Annotated in this window: 20 protein-coding genes and 1 pseudogene; 9 read left to right on the top strand and 12 right to left on the bottom strand. The window is 76.2% G+C overall.

The window, feature by feature from the left end:
* Positions 1-31: 31 nt before the first annotated feature.
* Positions 32-1,051, bottom strand: coding sequence for an erythromycin esterase family protein (locus ACFVFS_RS16585; protein ID WP_380624648.1), 1,020 nt, complete (start codon positions 1,049-1,051; stop codon positions 32-34).
* A 78-nt stretch (positions 1,052-1,129) separates the two neighbouring features.
* Here ACFVFS_RS16585 and ACFVFS_RS16590 point away from each other — a divergent pair, with 78 nt between their 5' ends.
* The 3 genes from ACFVFS_RS16590 to ACFVFS_RS16600 are packed head-to-tail and all read left to right on the top strand — an operon-like array spanning position 1,130 to position 3,188.
* Positions 1,130-1,855 carry a TioE family transcriptional regulator gene (locus tag ACFVFS_RS16590; protein ID WP_380624650.1) on the top strand — a complete coding sequence of 242 codons (726 nt, stop codon included), beginning with the start codon at positions 1,130-1,132 and terminating at the stop codon, positions 1,853-1,855.
* A 22-nt stretch (positions 1,856-1,877) separates the two neighbouring features.
* Positions 1,878-2,354, top strand: a complete 477-nt coding sequence (locus ACFVFS_RS16595) for a hypothetical protein (protein WP_380624652.1) — start codon at positions 1,878-1,880, stop codon at positions 2,352-2,354.
* Between the two features lie 60 nt (positions 2,355-2,414).
* A complete protein-coding gene (locus tag ACFVFS_RS16600) occupies positions 2,415-3,188 on the top strand; it encodes an ATP-grasp domain-containing protein (protein WP_380624654.1) in 774 nt (257 codons plus the stop codon).
* 32 nt (positions 3,189-3,220) lie between these two features.
* Here the strand turns inward: ACFVFS_RS16600 and ACFVFS_RS16605 are convergent, their stop codons facing one another.
* The 3 genes from ACFVFS_RS16605 to ACFVFS_RS16615 all read right to left on the bottom strand — a co-directional run bounded on the left by ACFVFS_RS16605 (position 3,221) and on the right by ACFVFS_RS16615 (position 5,304).
* Positions 3,221-3,763: an MOSC domain-containing protein gene (locus ACFVFS_RS16605; protein ID WP_380624656.1), complete on the bottom strand. Its 543-nt coding sequence runs from the start codon at positions 3,761-3,763 to the stop codon at positions 3,221-3,223.
* Positions 3,764-4,217: 454 nt separating this feature from the next.
* Positions 4,218-4,961 carry a hypothetical protein gene (locus tag ACFVFS_RS16610; RefSeq protein ID WP_380624658.1) on the bottom strand — a complete coding sequence of 248 codons (744 nt, stop codon included), beginning with the start codon at positions 4,959-4,961 and terminating at the stop codon, positions 4,218-4,220.
* Positions 4,962-4,998: 37 nt separating this feature from the next.
* A complete protein-coding gene (locus ACFVFS_RS16615; RefSeq protein ID WP_380624660.1) occupies positions 4,999-5,304 on the bottom strand; it encodes a putative quinol monooxygenase in 306 nt (101 codons plus the stop codon).
* A gap of 97 nt (positions 5,305-5,401) precedes the next feature.
* On the opposite strand from ACFVFS_RS16615, the gene ACFVFS_RS16620 reads away from it, so the two are divergent.
* A complete protein-coding gene (locus tag ACFVFS_RS16620) occupies positions 5,402-5,737 on the top strand; it encodes an ArsR/SmtB family transcription factor (RefSeq protein WP_380624661.1) in 336 nt (111 codons plus the stop codon).
* Between the two features lie 4 nt (positions 5,738-5,741).
* Here ACFVFS_RS16620 and ACFVFS_RS16625 read toward each other — a convergent pair whose 3' ends face one another.
* Positions 5,742-6,290, bottom strand: a complete 549-nt coding sequence (locus ACFVFS_RS16625) for a GNAT family N-acetyltransferase (protein WP_380624663.1) — start codon at positions 6,288-6,290, stop codon at positions 5,742-5,744.
* Between the two features lie 118 nt (positions 6,291-6,408).
* Between ACFVFS_RS16625 and ACFVFS_RS16630 the strand changes: the two genes are divergently transcribed.
* Positions 6,409-7,068 (top strand): RNA polymerase sigma factor, encoded by a 660-nt coding sequence (locus ACFVFS_RS16630; RefSeq protein WP_380624665.1) that lies wholly within the window; start codon positions 6,409-6,411, stop codon positions 7,066-7,068.
* Entirely contained in the window at positions 7,065-7,799 is a 735-nt protein-coding gene (locus ACFVFS_RS16635) for a hypothetical protein (protein ID WP_380624667.1), read from the top strand. Before ACFVFS_RS16630 ends, ACFVFS_RS16635 begins: the two co-directional genes overlap by 4 nt.
* Before the next feature lie 154 nt (positions 7,800-7,953).
* On the opposite strand, the gene ACFVFS_RS16640 is transcribed toward ACFVFS_RS16635, so the two are convergent.
* From ACFVFS_RS16640 to ACFVFS_RS16665, 6 genes are read right to left on the bottom strand one after another with little or no spacing between them, the layout of a single operon-like run.
* Entirely contained in the window at positions 7,954-8,430 is a 477-nt protein-coding gene (locus tag ACFVFS_RS16640; RefSeq protein ID WP_380624669.1) for a hypothetical protein, read from the bottom strand.
* 7 nt (positions 8,431-8,437) lie between these two features.
* Positions 8,438-8,977 carry a hypothetical protein gene (locus ACFVFS_RS16645; protein WP_380624671.1) on the bottom strand — a complete coding sequence of 180 codons (540 nt, stop codon included), beginning with the start codon at positions 8,975-8,977 and terminating at the stop codon, positions 8,438-8,440.
* On the bottom strand, positions 8,974-10,362 hold the full coding sequence (locus ACFVFS_RS16650; RefSeq protein WP_380624673.1) for a hypothetical protein: 1,389 nt from the start codon (positions 10,360-10,362) through the stop codon (positions 8,974-8,976). Before ACFVFS_RS16650 ends, ACFVFS_RS16645 begins: the two co-directional genes overlap by 4 nt.
* Positions 10,359-11,165, bottom strand: coding sequence for an ATP-binding cassette domain-containing protein (locus ACFVFS_RS16655; RefSeq protein WP_380624675.1), 807 nt, complete (start codon positions 11,163-11,165; stop codon positions 10,359-10,361). The genes ACFVFS_RS16650 and ACFVFS_RS16655 overlap by 4 nt, the downstream gene beginning before the upstream one ends.
* Positions 11,166-11,191: 26 nt before the next feature.
* Positions 11,192-12,019, bottom strand: coding sequence for a zf-HC2 domain-containing protein (locus tag ACFVFS_RS16660; RefSeq protein WP_380624677.1), 828 nt, complete (start codon positions 12,017-12,019; stop codon positions 11,192-11,194).
* Entirely contained in the window at positions 12,016-12,519 is a 504-nt protein-coding gene (locus ACFVFS_RS16665) for an RNA polymerase sigma factor (RefSeq protein WP_380624687.1), read from the bottom strand. Before ACFVFS_RS16665 ends, ACFVFS_RS16660 begins: the two co-directional genes overlap by 4 nt.
* A 158-nt stretch (positions 12,520-12,677) precedes the next feature.
* Here ACFVFS_RS16665 and ACFVFS_RS16670 point away from each other — a divergent pair, with 158 nt between their 5' ends.
* Both ACFVFS_RS16670 and ACFVFS_RS16675 read left to right on the top strand, forming a co-directional pair.
* On the top strand, positions 12,678-13,217 hold the full coding sequence (locus ACFVFS_RS16670; protein WP_380624679.1) for a MarR family winged helix-turn-helix transcriptional regulator: 540 nt from the start codon (positions 12,678-12,680) through the stop codon (positions 13,215-13,217).
* Positions 13,214-14,044: an alpha/beta fold hydrolase gene (locus ACFVFS_RS16675; protein ID WP_380624681.1), complete on the top strand. Its 831-nt coding sequence runs from the start codon at positions 13,214-13,216 to the stop codon at positions 14,042-14,044. The genes ACFVFS_RS16670 and ACFVFS_RS16675 overlap by 4 nt, the downstream gene beginning before the upstream one ends.
* A gap of 388 nt (positions 14,045-14,432) precedes the next feature.
* On the opposite strand, the gene ACFVFS_RS16680 is transcribed toward ACFVFS_RS16675, so the two are convergent.
* Entirely contained in the window at positions 14,433-15,848 is a 1,416-nt protein-coding gene (locus tag ACFVFS_RS16680; protein WP_380624683.1) for a helix-turn-helix domain-containing protein, read from the bottom strand.
* Positions 15,849-16,302: 454 nt separating this feature from the next.
* On the opposite strand from ACFVFS_RS16680, the pseudogene ACFVFS_RS16685 reads away from it, so the two are divergent.
* A pseudogene (locus ACFVFS_RS16685) lies at positions 16,303-16,991 on the top strand (peptidase M28); the annotation flags it as partial.

Below are 16,991 nucleotides of genomic sequence, written 5' to 3' on the forward strand. Positions count from 1 at the left end.
GCCACCGTAGGGGCGGCCTCCGACAACGGGCTCACCCCTCGGCGTCGACCTCCAGCAGCAGATCGGCCTCGACCGGCGAAGGCTCCTCCTCCACCGGCTCCGCCGGCGCCCATCCACCCGGCCGCCTACCAAGACCTCCCGCGACGAAGAAGTACTCCTCCCCGCCCACCAGCGCTGCCACGATCCGCCCGGCGCCGTTCCAGGTCACGTCCTTCTCCCCCATCCGCCACACGCTCGGGTTCCGCTGCAGGTGTCCGTTGTGGGCGAAGACGAACGTGCCGCCGCGCCCCGCCTCCAGACCCCGGATGTCGAGCAGGTTCCGGGCCATGATCTCGTCCCTGGTCCCCAGCAGCCCCGCGAGCCGCTCGCTCGGCTCCATCGGCCGCGCCGCCTGCCGGTGGTAGCGCAACAGCCCCGCGCCCGCCGTCAGATGCGTCCTCGCCCGCACCCACTCCTCCCTCGACGTGGCCGCGATCAGCTCCGCCGCCCTCGCGTGCAGCACGCCGAGCAGATCGTCCGCGACCGCCCGCAGCCGGTCCGCCTCCGCCGAGGCACCCGGGGACATCGCGGCGTCCAGCACCGCCTCCTCCCGGCTCCACCGCTCGTCGTCCCCGACCAGGGCCGCCACGTCCAGGTCGATCCCCAGGTAGTCGCGGGCGTGTTCGAGGTACGGGCGCGGGCTCGGGGCCGTCGTGTTCTCGGTCGGGGCGTCGAAGCCGTGGAACGCCAGGCGCTCCCGGGGCGGCCGGTTCCGATTGTGTTCGCGCATCCACGCGACCAGTCGGCGGTTCGGCTCCTGCGCCCCGAAGCCGTGGGTGAAGCCGTCGCGCAGGACACCCTCCAGCGACCCCACCCCTTCGCGGACGAAGGCGTCCACCGCCAGCGCCGCCACCCGGTCCGTCTCCAGGGCGATCGACCGGAAGCCGTGCTCGACCAACTGCGCGAACAGGTCGTTGCGGGCCCGCCCGAAGGCCGGCTCCTGGTGCGTCGGCTCGCCGAACGCCATCAGGCCGCACGACGGGGGCAGGAACTCTCGGATCTCCTGTGTCATGAGCCTCAAGCGTATCTTTGAAAGACCGGTTGAGACTTTCCCGGTCTCAGCCCGGTAAATCTCTAGTAAAGTCTCAAAGTGTCCAGCAACCCGCCCCAGAAGCCGACGCTGCGTCCGGCCGACCTCGCACGCGAACACGGCCTCTCCGCGCAGGCCGTCCGCAACTACGAGCAGGACGGTTTCCTCCCGCCCGCCGAGCGGACCCCCGCCGGCTACCGGATCTACACCGAGCTGCACGCGGTGGCGCTGCGCACCTTCCTCGCGCTCGTCCGGGCGTACGGGCACCGGACCGCCGGCGCGATCATGAACGCCGTCCATGACGACCGGACCGACGACGCCCTGACCGCCGTCCACGGCGGGCACGCCCAGCTGCTCCGCGACCGCGAGACGCTCGGCGCCGTGCGCACGGCCGTCGACCATCTGACGGCGTGTGCCGCCACCGGGGAGCACGACCCCGACGCGCCCCTCCCCCGCACCATCGGCGAACTCGCCCACCGTCTGCGGCTCACCCCCGCCACCCTGCGCACCTGGGAGGCGGCCGGCATCCTGTGCCCCGCCCGCGACCCCGCCACCGGCTACCGCGTCTTCGACGCGACCGACGTCCGCGACGCCGACCTCGCCCATCTACTGCGCCGCGGCGGCTACCGGCTCCAGGACATCGCGACGGTCGTCGAGCAGATCCGCACGGCCGGCGGCACCAGCGCCCTGGCCGCCGCCCTCGCCGGCTGGCAGCAGCGGCTCACCGACCGGGGGCTGGCGATGCTGAACGCGGCCGCGCACCTCAACAACTACCTTGCCCGGTGAAGGAGTTGTTAGAATCGTCCGCATGCCGAAGCGGAAGCGCCACCAAGCCTCCGCCCCCGTCCCGGCACTCCTCGACGCCCCGGAGAACCGCGCGCTGATCTCCCACCTCCGGGAGCAGGCGACCCCGCCCAACGGCCCGAACGACCTCACCCTCGGCCCCTGGCAGCTGCACACCCACCCCGACTTCTGCGACCGGCTCTCCGCGCTGGCACCGCGCCACCCCGTGGAGGCCGCCTACGGAATGCCGGTACTGGCCTTCGAGGGCGTGGCCGCCGTCGTCGCGGCAGGCATGGGCCTTCTCCTGGTCCGCCTCCCGGCCCTCCCCGAGGGCGTCGAAACCGGACGCCCGCGACCGCCGCTCACCGACGGCGAGTGGCGTTCCGTCAACGGCTACCCCCAGAACTGCACCAGCGCCGAGGGCGACGCCCGCCTCACCGCGCTGATCCGCGAAGCCCTGCTGCACGCCCGCGACCTGAGCCGCAACCGGCCCCGGTACTGAGCGCACCGGGGCGGAAACCCGCTGGCCGGAGCCGGCACCGGTCGGCCACCATGGCGTCCCATGACGCTCCTGCTGCTCGCGCCCCGGATCAACGAGACCGGCCTCCAGCTGCTCACCCGCGCCCGCCTCCGTGGGCTGCGGGCGCACACCGCCGTGCGCTGGGACGTCCCCGCCGAGCTCGCCGGGCTGCGGCCCGCACACCTCTACGGCGGACCGCTGTTCGCGGACATCGCCGCCGGACCGCTGGGCGTCGTCCCGCTGGAGCCGCCCGCCGACTGGCTCACCGCGCTGCCCGCCGAGCTGCTCGGCCGCCGGGTGGAGTGCACCACGCTGGCCGAGGCGCGCGGGCTGCGCCGCCCGGCGTTCCTCAAGCCGCCGGTCGACAAGCTGTTCCCCGCGCGGGTCCACCCCGACGGCAGCGGCCTGCCCGGCCCGGACGCCCTGGACGACGACACCCTGGTGCTGGTCAGCGACGTCGTCGCGTTCGCGAGCGAGTACCGCCTCTTCGTACTGGACGGCGAGGTGCGCGCCGCGAGCCGCTACGCCGTGGCGGGCGGGCTCGCCGTCTCACCGGAGGTCGGACCGGAGGTGCTCGCCTTCGCGGCGGACGTCCTGGCGGCGGGCGGCCTGCCGAGCGCCGCCGTGGTCGACGTCGGCCTGATCGCCGACGGCACCTGGGCAGTGGTCGAGGCCAACCCGGCCTGGGCGAGCGGCGGTTACGCCTGCGACCCGGACCAGGTGCTCGACGTGGTCCTGCGCGCCGCCGGGCCCGCCGAGGCGCTCGCCCCGGGCGACCTCGGCTACGCGCGGCCGGTACCGGAGGTCGTCCGCTAGGCCCGGTCCGGCCCCCGGGACCAGCACCGGGTTCAGACGCGTTCGAGGGGGCGGTGCGGTCCCTCCGGCAGCTCGGCCTCGATCGGGTCGCCGGGGCGGATCACACCGCCCGCCCGGACCACGCCCATGATCCCGGCCTTGCGCACCACGTTCCCGGCCTCGTCCCGTCCGACGACCTGCTTCAGCAGGCCGTCCTGGAAGCGGTCGATCTGCAGGCACGGGTTGCGCAGCCCGGTGACCTCGACCACCGCCCGGGCCCCGATCCGCAGCAGCGTGCCGGCCGGCAGGCCGAGCAGGTCGATCCCGCGCGTGGTGACGTTCTCGCCCAACTGCCCGGGCGCCACGTCGAAGCCATGCTCCCCCACCTCGGCGAACAGCTCCTCGTGGATGAGGTGGACCTGCCGCAGGTTCGGCTGCGTCGGGTCCTGCGCGACGCGCGACCGGTGCTTGACGGTCACCCCCGCGTGCACGTCCCCCTCCACCCCGAGCCCGGTGAGCAGCGTGATGCTCTCCCGGTTCGGCTTGGTGAAGGAGTACTCCCCGTTGCTGCTGACCGCGGTGACCGTCCCACTCATCCGGGCAAGACCTCTCGTTCGAACCGATGATCCACCGCCCACCCTAACGCTCGGTGGAGAGGACGGGCTTTCCCGTCCTGCGGCCGCGCTCGCCTCGGCGGCCGCCTCCAGCGGGAGGGCGGCGTCCACCAGGACCCGCAGCGCACCGGACTCCACCAGCCGGGACCGCTCCAGCAGGAAAACCGCCCGAACACCGGCCCGGCCCCGGCGGCCGGGAGGTCGCCGTCCGACGGCGGGAGCGGGATCACGGTGCCACTGCGGCACAGCTAGCGGAGCAGGTCCGGCCCGCCGATCGGGCCGAGGACGACGTCGACCTCGCGGACGGCACGGGCGGCCCGGACGGCCCGGACGGCCCGGGCGGCGCCCTCATCGCTGCGGTCGACCACCTCGGCGATCCGGACCGCGAGGTGGCCGACCCCGCCGGCCCGTTCTCCGGGCGCCCCGTCCGCGCTCCTCAGGGCGCGGGGGCGGCCGCCACCGCGGCGGCGACCTGGCGCAGCACCACCGTGGGGGAGGGCATGACCGCGTACCAGGTGTTCGCGGTCTCGTCCTCGACCGGGGCCCAGGCGGCGACCACCGGGAGTTCGCAGTGGTCGCCGGCCTCCAGCGGCGGCAGCCGCCACGTCATGGCGGGGCCACCGGTCGCGTCGACGCCCCAGCCGCTGAACGTCCGCTCGTAGACCTCGTCGAGCAGGGCCGCCCAGCGCCGGGGGGCCTCGCGCGCCTCGGCGGCCCCGCAGATGGCCTCCTCGTCGTTGCCGCCGACGGTGAGGCGGGTCCGCTCGTCCTCGACGGTGAAGGCGGCCAGCGCCTGGCCGCCGTCCCAGCCGCTGTCGGCGCCCTCGGGGAGCGGCTGCGGCAGCGAGGCCGAGAACCGGACCCCCGTGAGCGGGGCGCGGGCCTCGATCCGCCAGACCGCGGCCCGGCAGTCGGTCAGCGGTCCCCAGGCGCCCGGGTCCAGGTCGGGGTCGTACGCGGTGAGCAGCAGCTCGACGCGGGCCGCGGGGCGGGTCCACCGGGCGATCAGCCGCCCGGTGGGGCCGCCGGAGCCGTCGGGCAGGACGAAGAGTTCGTCGGGCTGCGGCGGGAGGGCGGTGTCCCCGAGGGCCGTCTCGAAGGCGAGCGGGCCGAACGGCGTGTCGACGGTCGGCCGGAACGGCGGACTCAGGCGGACGCGCGGGGCGGCGGGGAGCAGCATCGGCCCAGCCTACTCACGGTGCCGGCGGGGCCGGACGTCAGGCGTAGGGGCTGTGCATGGTGAGCCAGCGGATCTCCAGGTCCTGTTCCAGGTACTCCATCCGGTGCTCCCAGAAGTCGCGCATGTGCGGCAGGGCGAGGTGGGCGTCGAGGTCCTCCTTGCTGCGCCAGGCCTCGTAGAAGACGAAGACGCCCGGGGCGTCGCGGTCCTCGTGGAAGTGGTACTCCAGGCAGCCGGGTTCGCGGCGGGTCGGCTCGACGAAGGAGAGGAGGAGCCGGCGGAGGTCGTCGACGCGGTCGGGCTTGGGGCGGGCGAAGCCGACGAGGGTGTAGGGCTGGGTCATGGGGCGGATCCCTTCGGAAGGTATGAGCGATCTCGTACCTCGGGACGCTAAGCGACCGGGGAGGTACGATGCAAGTCATACCTGGGAGGTGACGGCGATGCCCGACGACGAGGGGCACCCGGACGCGGCGGAGATCGAACTCGGCCGGGTCCTCGCGGCACTGGCCGACCCGCTGCGGCGGCGCGTCGTCCGGGAGCTGGCCGCCGGGCCCGAGGACGGTGCGCGGACGTGCAGTTCGTTCGCGCTGCCGGTCAGCAAGGCGACCGTCACCCACCACTTCCGCACGCTGCGCGAGGCCGGGCTGATCCGCCAGGTCGACCGGGGCAACAGCCGGATGGCCACACTCCGCCGCGCGGACGTCGAGCAGCGCTTTCCCGGCCTGCTGGCGATCCTGACGGCGGAGGCGGAACCGTCCGCCGGGGCGGCCGAGTGACCCGTCAGCCCAGCGGCGGCGCGATGCGGAACAGGACGTTGCGGCGCAGCGGCCCCTCGGGCGCCTCGGGGTCGTCGAAGTCGTCCGCCGCGTCGGTGGTCATCCCGAGCCGGCGCATCACGGCCTGGGAGCGCAGGTTGCCGGCCGTGGTGACGGCGAGGATCCCGGGCAGCGCGAGCGCCCCGAAGCCGTGGGCGAGGACGGCCCGGGCGGCCTCGGTGGCGTAGCCGTGGCCCCAGGCCGGGCGGGCGAGCCGCCAGCCGATCTCGACGCCGGTGAACGGCAGGCCGTCGTCGACGTCGTCCAGGCCCGCGAAGCCGACGAACTCCCCGGTGGCCCGGACCTCGACGGCCCACCAGCCGTAGCCGCGGCGGTCGAAGTCGGCCTCGAAGCGGGCGACGGAGGCGTCGCTCTGCTCGCGGGTGAGGACGGCGCCCAGGTGTTCGCGGACCTCGGGGTCGGCGTTCATCGCCGCCCACGGTTCGAGGTCGGCGGCGCGCCAGCGGCGCAGGACGAGGCGGTCGGTGTGCAGGGCGGTGTGCAGGTCGGTCATGCCGGCCAGCCAAGATGGCCGCGCCCCCGGGGGCAAGCGGGTTTCGCCCCGCACCGGGCACCGGAACGGGGGAATGTGGCGTGGATCACGGCAACGGCGGTGCGCGGCGGGACAGGGCATGGCTGTGGAGAATTCGATTCGCGCCCGGGTGCGCGCCGGGGACACGGCGGCGTTCGGGCAGATCTTCGAGGAGCATTCCGGCGCCGTGCACCGGCACGCGCTCCGGATGACCGGCGACTGGGCGCTGGCCGAGGACGTCGTGTCGCTGACCTTCCTGGAGGCGTGGCGGCTGCGTGAGCGGGTGGCACCGGAGGGCGGGAGCCTGAGCCCCTGGCTGCTGGGCATCGCGACCAACGTCATCCGCAACACCCGGCGCGCGGCGCGCCGGCACCGCACCGCCCTGGCCAAGCTGCCGCCGCTCGACGCCACCCCCGACTTCGCCGCCGAGGTCACGGGCCGGATGGCGGACGCGGAGCAGCTCGCCGCCGCCAAGGCCGCGTTGGAGCGGCTGCGGCCGGGCGACCGGGAGGTGTTCGCGCTCTGCGTGTGGGAGGGGCTGGACCACGCGGCGGTCGCCGAGGCGCTGGGCCGGCCGGTGGGGACGATCCGCTCACGGCTCTCGCGTGCCCGGGCCCGGCTGCGCAGGCTGACGGAGCAGGAGTTGGCGGCCTCGCGTTCCGCGCGTTCCGCAGATCCGCTGCAACGCCCGGGCGGAAGCGGACAGTTCACAGGTGATCGCGCACTCGCGGTCCGGTCGACCAAGGAGACCCCCCGATGAACGCCACCCCCGAGGACCTGTCCCAGCAGGCCGAGCGGGAGGAGCTGGCCCGGCTGCTGCCGGCCGCGGCGGCCCGGGGGCTCTCCCCGCACCGCCACCTCCTGCGGAAGGACCATCTCTTGAACGTCATCACCGAGGACGCACGGCGGGCCACGGCACCCCGTCGGCCCGGGCTCGCGCGGCGCCTGGCGCTCCCCGTCGGGCTGGCCGTGGCGGCGGCGTTGATCGCCCTCGCCGCCCTGCCCGGTGGCCAGGGCGGCAGTCCCGCCACGTCGCCGCGCTCAGTCGGCAGGATCACCAACGCGGCCTACGACCTGGAGCACACCGACGACGACCTGATCACGCTCACCGTGCTGGACGCCACCGAGCCCGTCGACACCGCCCAGCTCCAACGCGACCTCGACAGCCTCGGCGTCAACAGCCGCGTCTACGCGGGTGAACCCGGCTGCCAGGCCGCCCCGCCGAAGATCGCCCCCGGTCCCGACGGCGACGCGAACAAGGACTGGCTGAGGAGCCACGGCTGGGAGATCGGGCCGACGGGCGACGGCCATCGGACCGTCCTGACCATCCGCCCCGGCCTCCTCGCCGCCGGCACGCAGCTGTTCCTGTACTTCCCGCTCGCCAAGTCCGACCCGGCGAACAGCTTCCGGGCGATGCAGGCTGGTCTGCTGGTCCCTCCCGCCCCCGCGTGCATGCCCGTCACGTCCTCGTACACCCCGCCGGCGGGGTGAGACCGCGCCACTTGAGAGGAGTGGGAAGTCGGCCGGTCCGACTTCCCACTCCGGGACGGGGTCGGCACTCGCGCTCGCGGAGCCACCGGGGGAAGTCGGCGGCGACGCCGTGCCCTCCGTCATGGCCGGGAGGCCGGGCTCACTCGAAGTCACGTCACTCCACCAGGCGTTCGGCGTCCTCCGGGACCCACGGGAAGGGGACGTCGGGCCAGCGGGCGGCGGCCCAGGCGTCGAGGTCGACGGCGAGGACGGCGTCGACGAAGGCCTGCGGCGGCCGGTAGCCGTGGGCGGTGATGTAGTGCGTGATCAGGAACGGCGCGGCGTAGGCGATGCCGGGCCCGCCCGGGATCCGCACCTCCCCGTTGCCCTCCGGGGCGTCCTCCTCCGGGCAGAGATCGCAGTCGTGCACGCCGAGGCAGACGTTCATCCACTGGACCTCCTGGATGGCGTCCAGCTTCGCCACGAAGGCGGGAGGGACCGGTCCGGTCGCATACGGTCGGCCGGCTTCCAGCCAGCCGACGTTCAGCCGGGTGTAGCTGGGGCGGTACCAGAGCCCGAAGACACCTGACTCCGGGTCGCCGAAGGAGTCCTTGGGCTGGTACTCGTACTCGGTGAGGTCTTCGTAGAACACGCGCTCATCATCGCCGAGGGCCCGCGAGGGCGTACGCGGCGGTACCGGCGGCAGCGAGGGCGAGTGCCGTCCAGGCGGCGGGGGCCGCGCCGGGCGGGAGGAGGGGCCAGCCGAGGATCTGCGCGACGGGGCCCGGCCCGGGTGGGAGGACGAAGGCGAGGCCGAGCCAGCCGAACGGCGGCAGCCAGGCGTAGCGGTGGCCCCAGCAGACGGCACCGAGGGCGGCGAGGCCGGTGAGGCCGGCGCTGTCGCGGACGGTGAGGGCGAGCGGGCCCGGCGGCAGGACGGCGGCGGCGAGGACGGCGCAGAGCAGGACGTGGGCCGCCCGGCGGGGTGGCCAGCGGAGGGCCGCGGCGCGGTCCAGGTCGAGGTCCTGGCCGCCGAGGCCGGCGGAGAGCGCCATCGCTCCGGCGGCCAGCAGCAGGGCGGCCGCGCGCGGGCCGCCGAGGCCCCCGTCACCGAGCCGGGCGAGCGCCGCCAGCACCGCCAACACGGCCAGCGAGGAGGGAAGTCGGCGCGAGCGCGCATACAGGGTCAGCCACCTCACCGGGTCGCCCCGCCCGCGAGCACGTCGAGCGGGTCGGCCGTGCAGGAGACGGCGGCCGCGTGCAGGGCCGCCATCCGCCGCCGCTGCTCGGCGGGCGCCAGCGCGCCGAACGCCTGCCAGGCCGGGGCGGCCAGCTCGGTCTGGTCCTGTGCGCCGAACATGGTCCCGTCGAGCGGCCGCAGCCCGCCGAGGACCCAGGCGGCCGCGATGCTCTGGGCGGCCGCCTCCGACAGGGTGCCGCTCTCGCGCGCGCTGCGGGGGCGGCACAGCGGGGCGATGCCCTGGCCGACCAGCGCCCGGGTGAGCGCCTCTCCCCCGGCCGCGCCGATCACCGCGTCGTCGAAGTCGACGAGCAGCGCCGCTCCCGGACGCTCCGGTGTGTCGCCGATGGCGCGCGGAACGGTGCTCTCCCGGACGGCGGACGGCGCCTGCTCGCCGAGGGCGCCGCGCAGCAGGTCCAGCGCGTCCCGGCCGGGGCCGGCCAGCTCGTCCAGGCGCGCCCGGTGGGCCGCCGTCACGCACACCGGGCCGTCGCACACCGGGGCGGTCGCGGCCCGGTCGAGGACGTAGGTGTCGCGGGCGTCGGCGGGCAGCACGGGAAGGGCGAGCGCCGCGCCCGCGAGGAGGGGGGTGAGGGCGAGCAGCCGGGCGCGCGGGGTGGCGGCGGCCAGCAGGGCGAGCCCGGTCGCCGCCAGGCCGAGCAGCCAGAGCGTCTGGCCGAGGTGGACGGGGGCGGCGAGGGTGAGGACGGTCTGGCGGACGTCGGCGACGGTGGGCGACAGCAGCGAGAGCCGGTTCGGCACGGCGGAGGCCGGGACGGCGGCGTCGGTGGTCTGGCGCAGGAGGTTGGTGAGCACGAAGCCCGCGACGGCCAGGGCGGGCGGGGTGAGGACGGAGGGCAGGGTCCGGGCGACGCCCATGCCGAGGACGGCGCCGGCGGCCAGGGCGAGGGCGCCCACCAGGGAGATCGGCAGCCAGCCGGCACCGGTGGACGCGGCGCCGCCGGCGAGCAGCCGCGCCGCGCCGAGGAGGACGAGCAGCGCGAAGGCCCCGGCCAGGGCGAGGGCCGTCGGGCCGGCGAGGGCGGCGGCCCGGTGGCGGGCCGGCCGCGGGGTGGTGGCGAGGAGTTCGGCCGTCCCGGACCGGTGGTCGCGCAGGCCCTGCAGCGCGCCGAGGCCGAGGGCGAGCGGCCACAGGAGGACCAGCAGGTGCCGGGTCCACAGGGCCATCGAGGTCCACTGGGCCGTCCACCGGGTGGGGCCCTGCGACCAGGGACCGGGGGCGAGTTCCAGCAGGGCGAGCGCGATGGCCAGGACGGCCGCGGCGGCCCAGGGGGCGACGGAGCGCCGCAGTTCGGTGCGCAGCACGCGCGCGGGAAGGGTCACCAGGCACCCCCGGTCCGCGCCGGGGCGGCGAGCAGGGCCGAGTAGCCGCGCTCCAGCGGGCTGTCGCCCTCGTGCTCGGGCCCGCCCGCGGCGGCCAACCGCTCCGGGGCGCCCTGGAAGACCAGCCGCCCCTCGGCGAAGAGCACCACATCGGTGCAGGCCGCGGCGACGTCCTCCACCAGGTGGGTGGAGACGACGACGCAGGCGTCCGCCCCCAGCTCCTGGAGCAGTTGGCGCAGCCGCAGCCGCTGCGCCGGGTCGAGGCCGACGGTCGGCTCGTCGAGCAGCAGGACGGCCGGGTCGTTGACGATGGCCTGGGCGATGCCGGCCCGCCGCACCATGCCGCCCGACAGGTTCCGCATCCGCTCGTCGGCGCGGTCGGCGAGGCCGACCCGTTCGACGGCGCGCTGCACGGCGGCCGGGACATCGGCGGCGGGCACCTCCTTCAGCCAGGCCATGTACTCGACGAACTCCCGTACGGTGAAGCGCTTGTAGTAGCCGAACTGCTGCGGCAGGTAGCCGATCCGGCGGCGCAGCGCGCGGTACCCGCCCGGGCCGCCGAGGGGCTGTCCGAGGAGTTCCAGTTCGCCGCCGGCCGGGCGCAGCACGGTGGCCAGGGCGCGGATGAGGGTGGTCTTGCCCGCGCCGTTGGGGCCGAGCAGGCCGTGGACGCCGGTGCCGAGGGTCAGGTCGAGGCCGTCGACGGCCATCCGCCGACGGCCGGCCCTGACCTTCAGCCCGCTCGCCCGGATCTGCCAGGCGTAGCGGGAGGGGGCGAGGTCGGCCGCGCTCACTGCGGGCATGGTGCGGTTCCTGTTCTTCCGGAGGGTCAACGGTCTTCTCCTTGCACGGTGTAGGCGCCCCGGCGGGCGAGGACGACGACGGCGCCGAGCGCGAGGAGCAGGCCCCAGCCCCACGGCGGCAGGCCGTCCGCGCGCAGGACGGGGGGCGTGCGGCCGGCGGCCAGGGTCGGTGCGGCCACCGCCGCGGCCCAGACGGCGAGCAGGGCGACGGCGGCGCGGGTGATGCCGACGAGTCCGCCGAGCGCCAGGGTGGCGGAGGTGCAGGCCAGGCTGGGCAGCAGCCACTGCGCGGCCGTCAGGCCGGTGGCCCAGCCCGCCGCGAGCAGGGCGGGGATCACGGCGGCGAGCACGGCGACGGTGCGGCGCAGCACCAGCGGCAGGCCGGCGCGCGGGGTGGCGGCGGTGAGCTCGTACGCCGGGTCGAGGGCGGGCGACCAGGAGAGCGCCACTCCGGCCACCGGCAGGACGGGGGCGAGCAGCAGGACCAGGGAGATCCGGTCGGGGCCGGGGCCGGCCAGGTCCAGCAGGAGGGCGAGCAGGGTGACGGCCAGGACCATCGCCAGCCACGGGGTCATGGCGGGCGTCGTCCAGGTCGCGAGGCGGGCGACCAGGCGGCGGCGCGGCGGGGCGGGGGTGGCCCCGGCCAGCCGGGGGGCGAGGTCGGCCCAGACGGTCTCGGTGAGCGCCGCGACGGCGGGGGCGCCGGCGGCGACGGCAGCCGCCAGCCGGTCCCGGCAGCCGCGGCAGGCCTCCAGGTGGGCCTCCAGGGCCCACACCTCGTCGGTGGCGAGGTCGGCGGCGCCGTGCGCGTAGGCGTCGACGAGCCGGGCCGACGCGTGTTCCGTGCCGGTCATGCCAGTGCCTCCCGCATCGCGAGCCGGGCCCGGCGGGCGCGGGTCTTGACCGTGCCCTCGGGCAGTCCGAGGACCACGGCGGTCTCCCGGACGGACAGTCCGTCGAGCACCATCGCCTGGAGGACGTCCCGCAGTTCCGGTGCCAGGCGGCGCAGGGCGTCCCCGACGTCGCCGCCGACGCTCGCCACCAGCGCCTCCTCCTCCGCGGCGGGCGCGACGGGGTGCGGGGCGGCCGCGGCGGGCGGCTCGGCGTGGTGGGCGCGGCGCCGGAACGCGTCGACGAGGCGGCGGGCCGCGATCGTCCACAGCCAGCCGACGGCCGTGCCGCCGGCGCGGCTCCCGGCGAAGGATCCGGCCGCCCGCCACACCGCCAGGTACGTCTCCTGCATGACCTCGGCGACGAGCTGCTCGTCGGCGCAGCGGCGGCGCAGCCGCACGGCCAGCCACGGCGACGTGCGCCGGTACAGCTCCTCGAAGGCGGCCCGGTCCCCCCGGGCCACCCGTTGGAGGAGCCCCTCCTCGTCCAGTTCCTGCGGCGGTGCCGCCTTGGCGCGTTTCACACCTGCTAGACGCCGGGGCGGACCTGCGGGTTTTCGACGGCGGGTGATCCCGGTCACATCGCCACATCGGATGACATCATTGGTGTCATGATGACACCATGAGTGTCAGTCAGGGAACGGGCGAGGGCGGCGGGCCGGCCGTCGAGGGGCTGCTGGACGAGGTGATCCGGCGGCTGTGGCCGGTGCACCGGGTGATCGTGCGGGCGGTCGAGCGCGGGTTGGCGGGGACCGGCATGACCGCCGGGCAGCACGCGGTGCTGGACGCGCTGCGGCGCGGCGGGCCGCGGACCGTGCCGCAGTTGGCCCGGGCGCTGGACCTGGACCGGCAGCCCGTGCAGCGGCTGGTGAACGACGCCAAGGCGCTCGGGCTGGCCGAGACCGTGGCCAACCCGGAGCACCGGCGCTCCTCGCTGGTGCGGCTCACCGTGCGGGGCGAGAGCCTGCTCGCCCGCGTCCAGGGGGCCGAACGCGAGGCGCTGCGGCGCCACCTCGGCGACCTGGACCCGGGCGAGGTCGCCACCGCCCTGCGGGTGCTCGACCGGCTCGGCGAGGTGTTCCAGGAGCTGGAACGCGCCGCCGGGGAGCGGAACCGACGTGACCGGAACGACCCGGACGACCGGGGAACGGAAGGACCATGACCGAAGCGCGCACCGGAACCGTGGCCGTCGACGGCGGCCACCTGTCCTACGAGGCCGCGGAGGGCGCCGGGCCGGCTGTCGTCCTGCTGCACGGCGGCCTGCTGGACCGGCACAGCTGGGACGAGCAGTTCACCCGGCTCGCCGCCGCGGGCCGGCAGGTCGTGCGCTACGACGCCCGCGGCCACGGCGACTCCTCCACCGTCGGCGGCGACCACTCCCACCCCGACGACCTGCGGGCCCTGCTCGCCCACCTGGAGGTGCCGCGCGCCGTCCTGGTCGGGCTCTCGCTCGGCGCCCGGATCGCCCTGGACACCGCGCTCACCCACCCCGGGTGCGTGGCGGGCCTGGTCCTCACCGCTCCGGGCGTCAGCGGACGGCCGTTCACCGACCCCTTCGTGGCGCACCACACCGAGCGGCAGATCGCCGCGCTGGGCGCCGGCGGCGAGGAGGGCGTGGCGGGGTTCACCGAGCACTTCCTGCGGATGTGGGCCGACGGCCCGCACCGCTCCCCCGCCCAGGTGGACGGCGCGCTGCGGGAGCGGCTGCGCGCCTCGGTGACCGCCAACGTGCTGCGCCACGCCACCGGCTTCGGCGCCGGGCGCGCACGGGAGGCGGGCGCGGCCGGGCGGCTGGGCGAGCCGGCGGTGCCGACCCTGGTGCTGGCCGGGGAGCTGGACGGCACCGACATCCTGGCCAACGCCCGGGCCGTCGCCGACGCCGCCCCGCACGCCCGCGCGCTGGTCCTGCCCGGCGTCGGGCACATGGTCCCGCTGGAGCGCCCGGACCTGTTCGAACGCGAGCTGGACGACTTCCTCTCCGCTCTCTGAGCCACCCGCCCGCCCGAGCGGCCCCCCGAACCGCCCGCCGGCCGCGGCCGGTCGGTCCACCAGGCGCAGCCAGGCCGCCGCGAGGGCGGCGTGGCCGGTCGGCGCCGGGTGGACACCGTCCGCGGCCCGGTGCTCCGCCCCGGCGAGCGCGGCGAGTTCGGCGAGTTCGGCGAGTTCGGCGAACAGGCCTTCGGAAGCGACCAGATGGGCGCCGTACCGACGAGTGCGCCGCGCCCGCCCCGGCGAGCGGTGCGAGGAGGCGGTCGTAGCCCGCCTCGGACTCCCGCGCGGGGAGCCGCCACCGGGCCGACGCTCCTGTTCCGGGGCCCTGCCGCCGCCCGTTCGACACGCTCGGCCCGCCGCGGCCGGCCGCAGTCCGTCCGGACGCTCAGCCCGCGAGGCCGTGCCCGACCAGGCGGCCGCGCAGGCCCGCCAGTTCGCGCCGGACCAGGGGCGGCAGCCCGTCCTCGCCGCCGCCCGCCGCCAGCACCGAGGCGAGCAGTTCGGCGGCGGCCCGCGGATCGTGGGCGAGCAGGTGGCAGTCGGCCACCCGGACGGTGAACAGCAGGCGCAGGGAGGGAAGTTGGTCGGGGGCGAGCAGAGCGAGCGCGGTCTCGGCGGCGTACACGGCGCGCCGGGCGAGCCGGGGGTCGTCGACGGCGGCGGCCGCGTCGCGCAGCGCGGCGGCGGCGCCCGCCTCGACCCGCAGCCGCATCGAGGCGATGGAGAGCCAGGCGGCGTCGGCCTCGTCGTGGACCCCGATGTGGTCGAGGTGGTGGCGGGCGCGGGCGATGTGGCGGACGGTGGCGTGGACGTCGCCGGTCATGGCGTGGGCGCGGGCCAGGCCGATCTGGCCCATCGCGCCGGCCCAGTGCCGGGCGGGGGCGACCCGGACGATCTCGTGGGCGTAGCCGATGGCCGCCCCGGGGTCGCCGTCCAGGCGGGCGAGGAAGCTCATGTCACTGAGCGCGGCGACCTGGGTGGCGGCGTCCTCGGCCAGTTCGGCCCAGCCGAGGGCGCGGTCGAAGCAGGCCATCGCGGTGGCGTTGCGGCCGTCCTGCATCCGCAGCGCCCCGGCGGCGTGGGCGTACTCCCCGGCGAGCCGGGCGAGCGGGCGGCGGGCCGGGCCGGCCGGGTGGGCGGCGAGCCGGCGCAGCACCACGCGCAGGGTGTCCTCGACGGCCTCCGTCCCGGGGGCGCCGGGGCCGTCGTTGGCCCGCAGATGGGCGGCGAGCAGGCCGGCCAGGGCGTGCGCGGTGTCGGCGTCCAGGGGCGGGGCGGCGGCCGGATCGGCGGCGCGGAAGGCGGCGTGCAGCACGACGAGCTCGGCCGGCGGCGGGACGTCGCAGCCGGCGGCGTCGTGGAGCGGGCAGAGCAGCCCGTAGTCGGGGAGGCGGAAGGGCAGCTGGGTGGCGAGGCCGGGCGGCAGCGCGGGGACGAGGGCCGCGACGGGCGGGCCGGGCAGCGGGGCGCGGGTCCAGTCGCCGGGGGCGGGCGCGGGCTCGACGGGGGCCTCGGCCGGGGGGCCGGCCGGGGCGGGCAGGGTGCCCTCCTCGGCGAGGCGGCAGGCGGCCCGCAGGTCGCCGTCGGCCAGGAGCAGGTCGTCGAGGCGGTCGGCGATCCGGGGGCTGGTGCGGCGGGTGCCGTGTTCGAGCTTGCTGACGGCCGTGTGGTCGTAGCCGATCTCGGCGCCGAGCTGGGCCTGGGTGAGGCCGGCGCGACGGCGCCACTGGCGCAGGCGCAGTCCGAAGGCCCGCCAGGCCTCGTCCTCGACGGGCTTGGTCGCCGCCCGGTTCCGGTGCACGGGGCTGCCCTCCCGAGTGCCTTCCGGGCCTTCCGGAAAGGAGGTCCGCTCAGGAGGACGGTACTGGACAAGGACCTCCGCCGTACATGAGATGGTCTCAACCACTTTCCGTCACTGGTCTCTACCTCTTCCCTCTTTGGTCTCAACCTCTCCATCCGTCCGGCCCACCCTCCCCCGGCGCCGGGCGCCCGGCCGGGCCACCGCCTCCCACCTGGCCTGATGCCCCGTCGGGCGTGAACTCGCCATCGGGTAAAGGTTCCTGACGTGACTTGACGGAATTTGCCAACCGCCCGCCCCACGCGCTCGGACCGTTGACCGGGCCATGACGGCGTGTGAGGGTTCCGGCACCCGAGCGCGGACGCCCGCAGCGGCCGTCCCCCAAACGGCCCCGCGGTGAGCGCCCTGACGGCACACCGTCCGCGGTCGAGCACCCCCACGTTCGAGGAGCCTCGGAATGAAACGCAGATTGCTGACGGCGGGAACCACCCTGACCGTCCTGGCCGGCATGCTGACCGCCACCGCGGTCGGCCAGGCCGCCGCCGATCCCGGCCCGGCCGCAGCGGCGCCCCCGAGCGCCCTGGCCGCCGCCGTCAACGCCGCCGACCTGGCGGCCGCGGCAGGCCTGGACGCCCTGGCCAAGGGCCCGGACGAGACCTACGAGCGCCAGTCGGTCACCCCGTGGCTGGGCGGTCTCTACTCGGTCGCCTACGAGCGCAGCTACAAGGGCCTGCCGGTGGTCGGCGGCGACGCGGTCGTCCTCGCCGACGGCCAGGGCAAGGTGCGCGGTCTGCAGTCCGCGACGTCCGGCCCGGTCGGCGTGCCCACCACCGCCCTGGTCAGCGCCGCCAACGCGGAGAAGACCGCCCGCACCAAGCTGGCCCAGGTGGACGGCGTGCAGTCCCGCCGCCTGGTCGTCCGGGTCCAGGACGGTGCCGGCCGGCTCGCCTGGGAGACGGTCCTCACCGGCCGCACCGCGACCGCCCCGAGCACCCTGCACGTCTACGTCGACGCCCGCAGCGGCGAGGTCATCGACAGCTACGACGACGTCCGGGCGGGCACGCTCAACAGCAAGTGGAACGGCCCCTCGCCGACCATCAACACCACCGGCTCCGGCAGCTCCTTCTCGCTGCGCGACCCGAGCCG

The sequence above is a fragment of the Kitasatospora sp. NPDC057692 genome (genome assembly GCF_042799475.1).
Lineage (GTDB): Bacteria > Actinomycetota > Actinomycetes > Streptomycetales > Streptomycetaceae > Kitasatospora.

Coding starts and splice junctions, on each gene's coding strand:
- ACFVFS_RS16620 (WP_380624661.1), top strand. CDS start 5,402: ATGCCCGACGACGAGGGGCACCCGGACGCGGCGGAGATCGAACTCGGC.
- ACFVFS_RS16655 (WP_380624675.1), bottom strand. CDS start 11,165: ATGCCCGCAGTGAGCGCGGCCGACCTCGCCCCCTCCCGCTACGCCTGG.
- ACFVFS_RS16610 (WP_380624658.1), bottom strand. CDS start 4,961: ATGCTGCTCCCCGCCGCCCCGCGCGTCCGCCTGAGTCCGCCGTTCCGG.
- ACFVFS_RS16675 (WP_380624681.1), top strand. CDS start 13,214: ATGACCGAAGCGCGCACCGGAACCGTGGCCGTCGACGGCGGCCACCTG.
- ACFVFS_RS16625 (WP_380624663.1), bottom strand. CDS start 6,290: ATGACCGACCTGCACACCGCCCTGCACACCGACCGCCTCGTCCTGCGC.
- ACFVFS_RS16585 (WP_380624648.1), bottom strand. CDS start 1,051: ATGACACAGGAGATCCGAGAGTTCCTGCCCCCGTCGTGCGGCCTGATG.
- ACFVFS_RS16635 (WP_380624667.1), top strand. CDS start 7,065: ATGAACGCCACCCCCGAGGACCTGTCCCAGCAGGCCGAGCGGGAGGAG.
- ACFVFS_RS16600 (WP_380624654.1), top strand. CDS start 2,415: ATGACGCTCCTGCTGCTCGCGCCCCGGATCAACGAGACCGGCCTCCAG.
- ACFVFS_RS16615 (WP_380624660.1), bottom strand. CDS start 5,304: ATGACCCAGCCCTACACCCTCGTCGGCTTCGCCCGCCCCAAGCCCGAC.
- ACFVFS_RS16630 (WP_380624665.1), top strand. CDS start 6,409: ATGGCTGTGGAGAATTCGATTCGCGCCCGGGTGCGCGCCGGGGACACG.
- ACFVFS_RS16605 (WP_380624656.1), bottom strand. CDS start 3,763: ATGAGTGGGACGGTCACCGCGGTCAGCAGCAACGGGGAGTACTCCTTC.
- ACFVFS_RS16670 (WP_380624679.1), top strand. CDS start 12,678: ATGAGTGTCAGTCAGGGAACGGGCGAGGGCGGCGGGCCGGCCGTCGAG.
- ACFVFS_RS16660 (WP_380624677.1), bottom strand. CDS start 12,019: ATGACCGGCACGGAACACGCGTCGGCCCGGCTCGTCGACGCCTACGCG.
- ACFVFS_RS16595 (WP_380624652.1), top strand. CDS start 1,878: ATGCCGAAGCGGAAGCGCCACCAAGCCTCCGCCCCCGTCCCGGCACTC.